Below are 13,087 nucleotides of genomic sequence, written 5' to 3' on the forward strand. Positions count from 1 at the left end.
AAAAAAGAAAAATGAAAACTACAGAAACAAGAATTCAAGAATTAGTTACCGACTGGATTACGAACCCAAGATGGAATGGTATTGAGCGACCATATACTGCTGAAGAAGTGGTGAAATTGCAAGGTTCGTATCAAATAGAGCACAGTGTAGCCAGAATTGGAGCAAATACTCTATGGAACAAATTAAATTCTCAGGATTTTGTAGCCGGACTTGGCGCACTTACCGGAAACCAAGCCATTCAAGAGGTGGAAGCAGGATTAGATGCTATTTATTTGAGCGGTTGGCAAGTTGCCGCTGATGCAAATGTGGCCGGCGAAATGTATCCTGATCAATCTTTATATCCTGCGAACAGTGTACCGTTAGTGGTAAAACGAATCAATAATGCGCTTTTGAGAGCAGACCAAATACAAGTGGTTAACGGAACTGCAGACAAAAAAGAATATTTGGTTCCTATTGTGGCTGACGCCGAAGCTGGTTTTGGAGGAAACCTTAATGCTTTCGAATTAATGAAAGCGATGATTGAAGCGGGAGCCGCAGGAGTTCACTTTGAAGATCAATTGAGTTCTGCCAAAAAATGTGGTCACTTGGGTGGAAAAGTATTAGTTCCTACTCAAGAAGCCATCAACAAATTGATTGCAGCTCGATTAGCGGCTGACGTAATGGAAACTCCAACTATTGTCGTTGCCCGTACTGATGCTGATGCAGCCAACTTATTAACTAGCGACATTGATCCTAGAGATGCTAAATTCATCACTGGAGAAAAAACGGGAGAAGGTTTTTTCTATGTAAATTGTGGAGTCGAGCAAGGAATTGACAGAGGATTGAGTTATGCGCCTTATGCTGATTTAATTTGGATGGAAACAAGTAATCCGGATCTGGATTACGCAAGAAAATTTGCCGAAGGAATTCACGCAAAATTCCCAGGGAAAATGTTAGCTTACAATTGTTCACCCTCTTTCAACTGGGCTGCAAAATTATCCGTTGCTGAAATGGAAACATTCAGAGAAGATCTTGCGGCAATGGGATATAAATTCCAATTCATCACTTTGGCCGGATTTCACGCACTGAATACGAGTATGTTCGAATTGTCTAAAGCCTACAAAGAAAGAGGAATGGCAGGCTATTCTGAATTACAGGAAAGAGAATTTGCTTTGCAAAAACACGGTTTCAAAGCAGTAAAACACCAAGGTTTCGTAGGAACTTCTTATTTTGATGCAGTACAAAATACTGTAACAATAGGAAAATCTTCTACAACCGCGATGAAAGACTCTACTGAAGTAGCGCAATTTTAAACAAAGTAGCAAGCATAAAAAAACACGATTTCAGATGGAATCGTGTTTTTTGTTTTTAAAATAAAAAGACTTTCTACTTCGATTCTATAATTTCAAGATCAGTAACCACTTTCTCTTTTCCTTTTTGAATACTGATTTTATTTATTGAAACCGGAAGGTAATATTTGCCGTTTTTAGCTGCTTCAAGTTTTAGTTTTTTGTCTTTATTTTTCCAATTATCAGCAGTTGCTTTCGTTATGGAAAGATCGTAAACATGCTTGTTTAATCCTTTTGACGCTTTCACTTTCTGAGAATAAACGACTTCTTTTAAACTATTTTCAATTTGTAAAAGCACTTCTGAATCCCCATTCACATAAAACCAAATCTCTGTTTTTGGCTCTGAAGCTTTAGCCCAAGAACTCCAGCTGTTTCCCCATTCTCTTGATTTTTTTATCTTTTTTAATTCGAAAACATGAAGATTTTCAGCTACCACTTTATCATTCAATTGTTGCACCTGATCCAAATTGACTTTATAAATAGAACGGCCGTGAGTTCCCACCACTAAATCTTTTGCTATCCTTTGAATCACTAAATCGTGAACCGCAACGTTTGGAATTCCGTTCGAAAAATCATCCCAAGTTGTTCCTTTATTTAAGGAAACATACAATCCGTTATCCGTTCCCAGATACAAAACATTCTCGTTGACATTATCCTCCACGATTACATTCACGGGACTTGCAGGTAAATTATTGGCAATATTTTTCCAGGTTTGACCAAAATCATCTGACATATACACATAACTGGTAAAATCATCATTACGATATCCGTTTAAAGTCGCATACACCCTTTCTTTCTTATGTGCCGATGCCACGACTCTGGAAACCCAACGATCTTGAGGCAAATTTCCCGAAATTTTGTTCCAAGTAGCACCTCCGTCTTTCGAAACATGAATCAATCCATCATCACTTCCTGTGTAAAGCAAACCAAACTGCAATGTACTTTCGCTGATGGCAGCGATTGTTCCAAAAGCTACATTTCCTTCTTTAGCTCCTTGCGTCAAATCTGGTGAAATCGCAGTCCAAGTTTGCCCTTGATTCATAGAGCGATGCAAGAAATTGGATCCCATGTATAAAATATCCTGGTTATGCGAAGACAATAAAATAGGTGTCTGCCAATTGAATCGGAATGGTTTTTCGTCCTTTTTTGGCTTTGGCGAAATATACTCCCGCTTGTTACTAGCACGATCAATTCGGTAATAATTTCCAAATTGGAAACCAGTAAAAACAATATTTGGATTTCGTTTGTCAATTTGAGTTTGCATTCCGTCACCTCCCATCAAATTTTCGTACGGATATTTTCCGGTTTGGTACCATTCTGAGGAATATTTGTAATTACTTGGCCCAACCCAAACACCATTATCCTGCATTCCGCCATAAATATTATACGGTTCCTGCTCATCCACATTCACTGCATAAAACTGACTGACGCTATGGGAATTCCCTTTCACCCAATGCGCTCCATCGTCATATGAAATATTCAAACCACCATCATTTCCATTAATTAAATGCCCAGATTTATTGGGGTTCACCCAAACTACGTGATGATCCGCATGAACATTTTCTTCACTTATGGAGATAAATGTTTTTCCGCCATCATTTGATTTTATAATGGGTACGCCTGACAAATAAATTTTATTCACATCGTTTGGATCAACAGAAATGACACTGAAATAATAGCCGTACGAATAAAAGAAATCATCAATGAAATCCTTGTGGGTCTTCGTCCAGCTTTTTCCTCCGTTACTTGATTTGTAAACTTCGGCTCCGATAACTTCTGTTTCGGCTAAACTACTTATCGCATCTAAAACCACTTTTGCCGCTTCGTTAGGTTGCAAATACCCGTTTTGAACCCAGTGTTTGATGTTTTCGGCTCTATATTTTTCGGTTAAACCATAATTCTTTAAAATAGAATTTAAACTTTTATTGGGCAATTTTAAGAATTCGTCTCCCGGCATAGAAAATGCAATCGGCAACGAATTGCTTTTTTTGGATTGCAACGGTCTTTTGAATTGGTTGTCCAAAATGGCATAAACGTTTTCATCGTCATATACTGCTAAACCAATTCTTCCAACGCCTTCGCCAACAGGAAATCCACTTTCAGCATTCGTGAAAAGTTTCCATGTCATTCCCGCGTCTTCACTTTTATAAATTCCCGAAGTAGCGCCACTTCCTATAAAATCCCACGCTTTTCTGTCTTTGCTCCAAGAAGCCGCAAATTGAACCTTGAAATTTTTTGGCGAAACAGCCACATCAATAATCCCGGTTTCATCGTCGATATAAAGAGTTTTACTCCACGTTTTTCCGCCATTTGTTGTTTTGTAAATTCCTCTTTCTTCATTTTTAGAATATAAATGACCTACTGCGCCCACAACAACTTCATCTGGATTTGCTGGATTTATCAGGATTCTACTGATGTGATGGCTGTCATGCAATCCCATATTTTGCCAAGTCTTTCCTTTGTCTTCGGATTTCAAAATTCCAATTCCGGCATAGGACGATCGGGACGAATTTACTTCGCCAGTTCCTACCCAAATCGTTCCTCGTTTCCAGTCTATCGCAATATCACCCACATTTTGCGTAGGCGCCGCATCCATAACCGCTGAAAAACTCATTCCGTTATTATTCGTGTACCAAAGTCCGCCTGAAGCATATCCTACATAAAACTCAGTTGGATTTTCCGGATTTACATCCACATCTACCACTCTGCCGCTCATTACCGTTGGACCCACATTTTCGAAAGTAACCTGCTGAAAAATCGATTGATTTTCCATTTGTTTTTTGGATTCCAATGATTGCTGAATTGCTTCGGCAGAAACTTGTCCCCAAGAGACACTTTGTACGATAAGGGCAGAAAAGAGCACTATTTTTTTCATAAAAACTAATTTGAGCTTGAAAATTAAACATAAAAATAGTTATCTGAAAATTTTATAGTGTAATTAACATCCGTTTCTCTCAAAGTTAGTATTTTTGAATAATCAATATAAAAAACAAGGATTGAATAATGTTATTTGTATTTATCCATAAAAACACCCATTAAGATTGCATTTTGCTGCAATAAAACAATAAAAATCAACAAATGAAATACCACCAAATTGACCGAGATTTATTTATAAAAAACAGAGCAAAGTTCATGGCTCAGATGAAGCCAAAAAGCGTTGCTGTTTTCAACTCTAATGATATTTACCCCGTTTCTGCAGATAGTACGTTGCCATTTGCTCAACACCGCGACATCTTTTATTTAAGCGGAGTTGATCAGGAAGAAAGCATTTTATTGCTTTTCCCGGATGCGCCATACGAGCACCAAAGAGAAATGGTATTTTTGAAAGAAACCAGCGAACATATTGCAATTTGGGAAGGCGAAAAACTGACTAAAGAGCGTGCTTTTGAAGTAACAGGAATCAGAACCGTGTATTGGTTGCAGGAATTTGAGAAAGTATTATTCGAAATGATGACTCATGCAGACACGATCTACATCAATACAAATGAGCATTATCGCGCCACTGTAGAAACCGAAACGCGTGAAGCCCGTTTTGTAAAATGGTGGAAAGAAAAATATCCGGCACATGCTGTTGCAAAAAGCAATCCGATACTTCAACGTCTTCGTTCTGTAAAAGAAATCGAAGAATTGGATTTAATCCAAAAAGCCTGTAATATTACGGAACTCGGTTTTAGAAGATTATTGCCTTTCGTGAAACCAAACGTTACCGAATACGAAATCGAAGCCGAGTTGATTCACGAATTCATTCGCAACCGTTCCAGAGGCTTTGCTTACACGCCAATTATCGCTTCCGGAAACAATGCCAATGTGTTGCACTACATCGAAAACAACCAACAATGCAAAGCCGGTGATTTAATTTTACTGGATGTTGCAGCTGAATATGCCAATTATTCCAGTGATATGACGCGTACGATTCCAGTTTCAGGACAGTATACCAAAAGACAAAAAGAAGTATACAATGCTGTTTTAAATGTAAAAAACGAAGCGACCAAAATGCTGACAAAAGGTACACTTTGGAAACAATACCATATCGAAGTAGGGAAATTAATGACTTCGGAACTGCTAGGTTTAGGTCTTATTGACACAGCCGATGTGCAAAACGAAAATCCGGAATGGCCAGCTTACAAAAAATATTTCATGCACGGAACATCGCACCACATGGGATTAGACACGCACGATTACGGAATCCTGACCGAACCGATGCAAGCCAATATGGTCTTCACCGTTGAGCCTGGAATTTACATTCCTGCCGAAGGTTTTGGAATCCGTCTGGAGGATAACATCATCGTTCAGGAAAGCGGCGAACCGTTCAACATGATGCGCAATATCCCAATAGAAGTGGACGAAATCGAAGAATTAATGAACAGTTAATTCCTTAAATACACACAACCAAATCGGTTTACAGCAATGTGAACCGGTTTTTTTTTGGGCGCAACCCAGCCTCCGTAAACTCCAGCTGCGTCGGGCTATTCGCTACAAGTCCTCGTCTCGTCCAAAAAGACGAGACTGTGGGCTTTCCGCTGCTATCCCTTGCGCGCTTCAACGAGAAAATTTACAATTCCAAAATTCATATTAAAGCTGTAACTTTATAATCACGCTTCCGACTTATTTAAAAAACTTAAAACACAGAAATCATGCAAGCACACGAAATAGATTACCACATTTACGGCGAGGAAATGCAATATGTGGAAATAGAACTGGACCCACAGGAAATTGTAATTGCCGAAGCGGGAAGTTTTATGATGATGGACAATAATATCCAAATGGAAACTATTTTTGGGGACGGTTCCGGACAGGAAAACGGATTATTCGGTAAACTTTTAAGCGCTGGAAAAAGAGTTTTAACAGGCGAAAGTCTTTTTATGACTGCGTTCATCAATCAAAACAATACCAAAAGCAAAGTTTCATTCGCATCGCCTTATCCCGGGAAAATAATCCCAATTGACTTGACACAATTCGGTGGAAAATTCATTTGCCAGAAAGATTCTTTCCTTTGCGCTGCCAAAGGTGTTTCTGTGGGAATTGAATTCTCTAAAAAACTGGGTCGCGGGTTGTTTGGCGGCGAAGGTTTCATCATGCAAAAAATAGAAGGCGACGGTCTGGCATTTGTACATACTGGTGGAACATTAGCCAAAAAAGAATTAGCCGCAGGCGAAATACTAAAAGTCGACACCGGTTGCATCGTAGGTTTTACCAAAGATATTGTTTATGATATTGAGTTTATTGGCGGAATAAAGAACTCCATATTTGGTGGTGAAGGATTATTTTACGCCACACTTCGCGGTCCGGGAACTGTTTATGTACAATCCTTGCCTTTCAGCCGACTTGCGGACAGAATTATCGCATCTGCACCAAGAGCTGGCGGAAACAGTCGTGACGAAGGAAGTTTATTAGGCGGATTAGGAAGTTTGCTTAATGGAGATCGACGATTTTAAGTTTTATTAACGGCTTTCAGGAATGGGAGCCGTTTTTCAACCATATAAGTCATGTAAACAAATAGAGGTAATGCTTAAATGAACTTAAATTCCTTATATGGTTAAAAAACAGTTTTTGTTTAAATATTTTTTCAATTTCACTTTGTACTTTTTGGTCTAATTCACCATAACAATTTTAAAACTTATATGCCTTATATGGTTTAAAAAAATTAAAGCCCTAATTTTGCAGACTCTAAAAACTAAAAGTGAAACAAATTCTCTTTAAAAATACCAACATCTCCTATTCCGATACCGGGAAAGGAACCGCTATTGTCTTACTTCATGGTTTCTTGGAAAACAAAGGCATGTGGGATTTTTATATTCCGGAATTTGCTAAAAAAAACCGCGTCATCACTATAGATTTATTGGGACATGGAGAAACGGAATGTTTGAGTTATGTGCAAACAATGGAAGATAATGCCGATGCAGTTCACGCAGTTTTATCGGAATTACGCATCCGAAAAGCAATATTTGTCGGGCATTCTATGGGTGGTTATGTCGCTTTGGCTTTCGCCGAACTGTATCCAGACACGATAAAAGGATTGGTACTGCTAAACTCGACTGCAAGAGCCGACAGCGAGGAACGAAAAATAAATCGGGATCGCGCCATCAAAGCGGTAAAACAATCTTTTATGAATTTTGTTTCACTTTCTATCGCTAATTTATTCAGCGAATCCAATAGAGAACGACTTTTATCAGAAATTGAAAAAGTAAAAAAAGAAGCTTTAAAAACACCGCTGCAAGGAATCGTTGCGTCACTGGAAGGAATGAAAATACGACAAGATCGGGAAGTCTTATTGCATCTTACACCTTATCCAAAATTATTGATTCTGGGCGAAAAAGATCCTGTTCTGAATTACGAAGAAACCAAAGAACAAATTGAAAACACAACAGTAAAATTAGTAACTTTTCCCGACGGACACATGAGTCATATTGAAAACCAAGACCAGTTATTGATTGTATTGTTAGCTTTTTTCAAAAGCATCTAAATCATTCCTGATTTTAAATAGCCTTTTTCCACCAATTCGTTTTTGTCTTTCAAGTGGTGCATTTTTCCTTCTTTCATTAACGCTAGTTTTGTGGAAACCTTAATCACATTCTCATAGTTATGATCCGTGATAATGATGCCTTTTACACTGGACATTGCAGTGATTAATTCATTTATTTTTTCAATCATTATGGGCGATAAACCATTATAAGGCTCATCTAACAGAACAAATTTTGACGCATTATTCAGGATTAATTTAATTTCTAAATACCGTAATTCTCCGCCGGACAAATGCTTTATTTTTTTATCTATCATCGATTGAATCATTCCATCGGCATAAAAATCCTTTAATTTCTCTTTTTTAATGGACAATTGAATAGTCTTTTTTATCGAGAATGAATTTGGAATAAAATTATCTTGGGGCAAATAACTAATTTCATTTAGCAACTCGCTGGTCTTTGATTTCACGACGCCATCGACACGAACAAATTTAAAGTCGGCAGCTACAATTCCAAAAATGATTTTCAACAAAGTAGATTTTCCGGAGCCATTTCTTCCTAAAACACCAATAATGTCGGTGGTTTTGCATTTCAAATACACATCGGAAAATATGATTTTCCCATCATACTGTTTTTGAACACTGTCTACTTCTAAAACACTCTTTGTCATACAAGATTCAGTACTATATTAATAGCTAAAATCAGCAGCATTGAAAAAATAAAATTCATCAGAAAACTATACACAAACAATTGCATTTTTGAAATTCCGTTATTGTAATAAAACAGATATTCATTTTTAGCATTCACTTCTTTTATCAAAATACTGATACAGAAACCAAAAATAATAAGTACGTATTTGAAGGTTTCAAACCCTCCAAAAACCCATGCTAAAGCACTTATTGATACGTTAATCGTCAAAGTACTTTTGTAAAACTCAAAGATGTTGGCTAATTTTCTGATTGGGAGTTTTGTTTAAATTATTTTCTCTTCAAAAGGAATATTTTGATCTAAAATTTCGCTTAATAAAAGAACCATTTGTTCTAGATAATTACTCAAAATTTCTTCATTTATAATCGAATTTACTTCTTTGTCTTCTTTAAAATTAAACGGAAGAAAACCAGCTTTTAAATTCTTGAAAGAGATAATTCCGGCTTCAATTGGCTTTCCTTTTGCTTCGTGTTCATACATGAAAGCGTACGCCAGCACCTGAATGATTTTATCGCTTTTAATATCTTCGGTTAATCTGTTCCAGGATTTCAGAGTGACACTCGCTTTTTCAACTTTTCCGGTTTTGTAATCGATAATTCGAATGACTCCGTTGCGCTCTTCAATTCTATCTACATTTCCTTTTATCAATACGGGAAAAGGCAAATTAGGATGATTTAAAGTTCTTCCAAAAGTTTGTTCTAAAGCTATAATTTTTATCGCATCACCATTTTTAATACTTTCTAATTCTACTTTTAGGAAATTCGAAACATTACGTTTGGCAACTTCAAACGCCAGCAAATTTCGTCCTTTTTTGATTTCGCCTTCTTTGTAAACCAATTTAAACTGTTTCAAAACCTCAGCGTCTATTTGTTTAAAACAGTTTAGAATATCACTTTCCGAAATAAATTTACCGATGAATGGTTCGTACAAAACCTTCAACGTTTCATGGATAATGGTTCCCAACGTATTCAATGCAATATTCTCCTCCACTTCTTCGACTTCACTGATGCGTAAAATCTTTTGGAAATAGAACTGCATCGGATTCCGAATATAACTCGTCAATGCCGATGGAGAAAAACCTTTTTCAGCAATTTCTTTCAATCGCAACATCACACTTTCCGATTTTGGAATTACCATCGGTTGATACGCTGTTTCGGGTAAAACTGCGTTATAAATTTCGTGCGTAAGGGTATGATTTCTTTGCTTTTCGACTTCAAGTTGAGTTATGAATCGGCTTTTTTCACCCGCATCCAGACCTTCACTTTCCGTATTATAAAGCAAATAAATGTTTTTGGCGCGTTGCAACAAATGATAAAAATGATAAGTATAAATCGCATCTTTTTCTTTGAACGTTGGCAAACCCAGTTCGCGTTTCACATCATACGGAATAAAGGAATTTTGCGATTTTCCCGCCGGAAATTTCCCTTCATTCATCGAAGTGACAATAACGGTATCAAAATCCAAAACACGACTTTCTAAAACACCCATAATCTGCAAACCGTTCAACGGTTCTCCTTCAAAAGAAACTTCGGCCAAATCAATTACTTGTTTGTAAATAGCATAAAGCGTTTCTATTTTATCGATATGGTCGTGCTTCGAATAGTAATTTATCAGTTTATTGATGACTTTGAAAATGGCAAAGACAAAAGCTTTGGTAATTTTCTCTTCTTCGTTATCGTTGCTTAAATTTTCTTTTATAGTTTGCAATAATTTAGAAATAGTCTGCAATACCGGAATAGAACCATTTTCCCATTTTTGGAATAATAGAAGAAACAATTCGCTCGGAATTGCATTCAATTCCATCAATTTATGATGCGTAATAAAAGTATAATTATTTTGATTGATGGTATGGACCAGCGCGCTGGTTTTTGCATACGGTTCCACCAGAGGATGCGTCAAAATATCCAATACATCTTTGTAATACAACACATAACTTTTGGCATTTCTAGATAATGCATTTGTATGCATTTTAAATAATTTGGCAATTAAAATCTGTGCTGGATTATTCTTACTCGAATATCCCATCGTAATATTCAAGGCACCATCGCTAGAGGGTAAAGAATATAAAAGTGGAACCAACAGATTTTCCTCACCTAGAACCACAGCCACTTTATCCAACTTGCCTTCAGTCCCAAGGCTTCGGGATTCATTGATGACATTCTCGATAATGCTTCCTGCGATTTTGGCTTGGCCAATTGTTTTTGGTGTACCAATAACGTGAATGTTTTTTGTCTGCGAAAAATCATTGACAATCCATTCAAACGGATGTTGCTTATAATGTTTCCAATTTTCTTTAAAACGTCTTACAAAGAGTCCTGCATCATGATACGGATCATTTAGAAAGGTTTGGTCTATGTCCCAATATATTTTGGCCTGATCAGAGGCGATAAGGTGCTGGATTATTTTTTCTTCGGCTGCATTTAATGCGTTAAAACCAGCAAATAGGAATTGTTTCCCTTGTATCGAATTCGAAAAATGATTTAGGTTATTAACTGCTTCACGATAAATCAAACCTTGATATCCGATTCCTTTGTTTAACAAATGTATATAAAGGGATTTATAATAATTGGGAAGTAATTTCCAAAAATCAATATATTTCTCTAATAATGCCGTTTTATTTTCAACCTCAATTCCCCATTTTTTGATGTCTTCAATATCTTTCAAATACGAAAGAACATGGGACGGCTCTAATAAATACCGGTCAATTTCATTGAAGTCCTGCAGCAGTGTTTTAGCCCAATTCGCAAATAACTCAAAGGATTGTTGGTTTGCTTTATCGGTAATAGACAAGTAGACTTCGTAGAATTCAAATAATAATTCAATAGGATCTATAGTCCGTATACCGGCAATGTTTTGAACAAAATCCTCGATACTTATAATTTCGGGAGCAAGTATATTTGTTGTTACCTGGTTTTTTAACGCTTCAATCAGGAATATTTTAGCTCGTTTGTTTGGTAAAACTACAATCGTACTGGAAAGATTGTCTAAATAATTATCAATTAAAACTGAAGCTATTTTATCAAGAAAGGAAATATTTGTCATTTTATAAAAATAAAAAAAACGCCCCGATAAATCGAGGCGTTTTCTAGAAAAATTTTGGAAAAATTATTCTTTAATTAAAGAAACTTCAACTCTTCTGTTGTTAGCTTTTCCTTTAGCAGTTTTGTTAGAATCAATTGGTTTAGTTTCACCAAAACCAGTAGATCTTAATCTATCAGTAGCAATACCATTTTCAATTAAGTAATTTTTAACCGCTGCAGCTCTGTTTTCAGATAAAGTTTGGTTAAGTTCATTACTTCCATCGCTATCCGTGTGACCTTCAACCATGAATTTAGAATATGGATATTCTTTCAAAATAGAAACCATTGATTGTAAAACTGGGAAAGTTTGTGCTTGAAAAGTAGATTTACCAGAGTTAAACAAGATAGTTTTACCATAATTGTTTAATTGTTTAATTGCTTCTTCAGTAATTTCTGGACAACCTTGGTTTGCAACAGTACCTTTAACTTCAGGACATTTGTCATCTTTGTCTAACACTCCGTCTCCGTCAGTATCTGGCCATGGACATCCACCATTTTCTTTAGGACCTGCAACAGTAGGACATTTGTCATCTTTGTCAGCAATTCCATCACCGTCAGCATCTGGACAACCGTTTAATGCAGCTAAACCAGCAACTTCTGGACAAGCATCATCTTTATCAGCAATTCCATCTCCGTCAGTATCAGGACAACCATTCAATGCAGCTAAACCAGCAACCTCAGGACATGCATCAGCACTATCTTGAATACCGTCACCGTCAGTGTCAGGACATCCGTTGAATTCTTTCAAACCAGCAACTTCTGGACAAGCATCATCTTTGTCATAAATTCCATCTCCATCTGTATCTTTTCCTCCAAATTTGAAGATAAGACCAGCCGAATGTTGAAAATGTGATGGAGCATCTGGAACACCAGCTGCATCTTCTCTATCACCAAAAGATTTTTTATATTTTGTAGCAAGTTCTAAACCAACATTTTCAGTGAACCAAAAAGTTAATCCAGCACCTGGATTTAAAGTTCCGTAACTGCTATCACCAAAAAATGTATAACCTCCACCAACAGATAAAGACGGGTCAATCACTTTAGAATTGATCAAGTTCATCATGCTGTATCTGATAGTTGCATCAATACCATAATACATTAAGTCTCCTGGGTTAGATACAACGTATCCACGTGAATCATGACCAACAGCAGTTGGAGCAAATTTCACATATTTATCAATTTTGTTCACAGAACCAGAAAGTCCAAATGAGAAATTATCTCCTATGTATTTAGATACACTAAGGTAAGATACTGAAGGAAGGATATTCCAATTGTCTTTAACAGCAAATGGTTGAGAAAAATGGCGATCTAGCCAATTATGTCCTCCACCAGCACTAGTTCTAGTGTCAACGGCATTAACTCCAAAAGAGATAGCCCAAGGATTGTTACTGTCTTGTGCGTGAGAGCTTAAACCCATCACCATCATCACAGCAACTAAAATTTTGTTAAGATGTTTCATACTTAATTTTTTTAATTACAATTTAGTTAATTATATGCAAAAGTAGTACGT

Annotated in this window: 9 protein-coding genes; 4 read left to right on the forward strand and 5 right to left on the reverse strand. The window is 36.7% G+C overall.

Annotation, left to right across the window (positions count from 1 at the left end; translation table 11 throughout):
- Positions 1-11: 11 nt before the first annotated feature.
- Positions 12-1,292 carry an isocitrate lyase gene (gene aceA, locus AC0J6S_RS03380; RefSeq protein WP_474955434.1) on the forward strand — a complete coding sequence of 427 codons (1,281 nt, stop codon included), beginning with the start codon at positions 12-14 and terminating at the stop codon, positions 1,290-1,292.
- Positions 1,293-1,365: 73 nt separating this feature from the next.
- On the opposite strand, the gene AC0J6S_RS03385 is transcribed toward aceA, so the two are convergent.
- Positions 1,366-4,203 (reverse strand): WD40/YVTN/BNR-like repeat-containing protein, encoded by a 2,838-nt coding sequence (locus tag AC0J6S_RS03385; RefSeq protein ID WP_474955435.1) that lies wholly within the window; start codon positions 4,201-4,203, stop codon positions 1,366-1,368.
- Between the two features lie 203 nt (positions 4,204-4,406).
- Here AC0J6S_RS03385 and AC0J6S_RS03390 point away from each other — a divergent pair, with 203 nt between their 5' ends.
- From AC0J6S_RS03390 to AC0J6S_RS03400, 3 genes are all read left to right on the forward strand, one after another.
- Positions 4,407-5,699 (forward strand): aminopeptidase P family protein, encoded by a 1,293-nt coding sequence (locus AC0J6S_RS03390; RefSeq protein WP_474955436.1) that lies wholly within the window; start codon positions 4,407-4,409, stop codon positions 5,697-5,699.
- Positions 5,700-5,962: 263 nt separating this feature from the next.
- Positions 5,963-6,763 carry a TIGR00266 family protein gene (locus tag AC0J6S_RS03395; protein WP_474955437.1) on the forward strand — a complete coding sequence of 267 codons (801 nt, stop codon included), beginning with the start codon at positions 5,963-5,965 and terminating at the stop codon, positions 6,761-6,763.
- 245 nt (positions 6,764-7,008) lie between these two features.
- Entirely contained in the window at positions 7,009-7,791 is a 783-nt protein-coding gene (locus tag AC0J6S_RS03400; RefSeq protein ID WP_474955438.1) for an alpha/beta fold hydrolase, read from the forward strand.
- Here AC0J6S_RS03400 and AC0J6S_RS03405 read toward each other — a convergent pair.
- The 4 genes from AC0J6S_RS03405 to AC0J6S_RS03420 all read right to left on the reverse strand — a co-directional run bounded on the left by AC0J6S_RS03405 (position 7,788) and on the right by AC0J6S_RS03420 (position 13,036).
- A complete protein-coding gene (locus AC0J6S_RS03405) occupies positions 7,788-8,459 on the reverse strand; it encodes an ATP-binding cassette domain-containing protein (RefSeq protein ID WP_474955439.1) in 672 nt (223 codons plus the stop codon). The two genes, AC0J6S_RS03400 and AC0J6S_RS03405, sit on opposite strands and share 4 nt — an antisense overlap.
- Positions 8,456-8,707, reverse strand: a complete 252-nt coding sequence (locus AC0J6S_RS03410) for a hypothetical protein (RefSeq protein ID WP_474955440.1) — start codon at positions 8,705-8,707, stop codon at positions 8,456-8,458. The genes AC0J6S_RS03405 and AC0J6S_RS03410 overlap by 4 nt, the downstream gene beginning before the upstream one ends.
- Positions 8,708-8,761: 54 nt before the next feature.
- Positions 8,762-11,539 carry a PD-(D/E)XK nuclease family protein gene (locus tag AC0J6S_RS03415; RefSeq protein WP_474955441.1) on the reverse strand — a complete coding sequence of 926 codons (2,778 nt, stop codon included), beginning with the start codon at positions 11,537-11,539 and terminating at the stop codon, positions 8,762-8,764.
- A gap of 63 nt (positions 11,540-11,602) precedes the next feature.
- Positions 11,603-13,036, reverse strand: coding sequence for an OmpA family protein (locus AC0J6S_RS03420; protein WP_474955442.1), 1,434 nt, complete (start codon positions 13,034-13,036; stop codon positions 11,603-11,605).
- Positions 13,037-13,087: the final 51 nt, after the last annotated feature.

The sequence above is a fragment of the Flavobacterium sp. TS_SC_5 genome (assembly GCF_056156265.1).

What these genes read in the sequence shown, in the direction of transcription:
- AC0J6S_RS03415 (WP_474955441.1), bottom strand. Translation starts at nt 11,539, where the DNA reads ATGACAAATATTTCCTTTCTTGATAAAATAGCTTCAGTTTTAATTGAT.
- AC0J6S_RS03395 (WP_474955437.1), top strand. Translation starts at nt 5,963, where the DNA reads ATGCAAGCACACGAAATAGATTACCACATTTACGGCGAGGAAATGCAA.
- AC0J6S_RS03405 (WP_474955439.1), bottom strand. Translation starts at nt 8,459, where the DNA reads ATGACAAAGAGTGTTTTAGAAGTAGACAGTGTTCAAAAACAGTATGAT.
- AC0J6S_RS03390 (WP_474955436.1), top strand. Translation starts at nt 4,407, where the DNA reads ATGAAATACCACCAAATTGACCGAGATTTATTTATAAAAAACAGAGCA.
- AC0J6S_RS03385 (WP_474955435.1), bottom strand. Translation starts at nt 4,203, where the DNA reads ATGAAAAAAATAGTGCTCTTTTCTGCCCTTATCGTACAAAGTGTCTCT.
- aceA (WP_474955434.1), top strand. Translation starts at nt 12, where the DNA reads ATGAAAACTACAGAAACAAGAATTCAAGAATTAGTTACCGACTGGATT.
- AC0J6S_RS03420 (WP_474955442.1), bottom strand. Translation starts at nt 13,036, where the DNA reads ATGAAACATCTTAACAAAATTTTAGTTGCTGTGATGATGGTGATGGGT.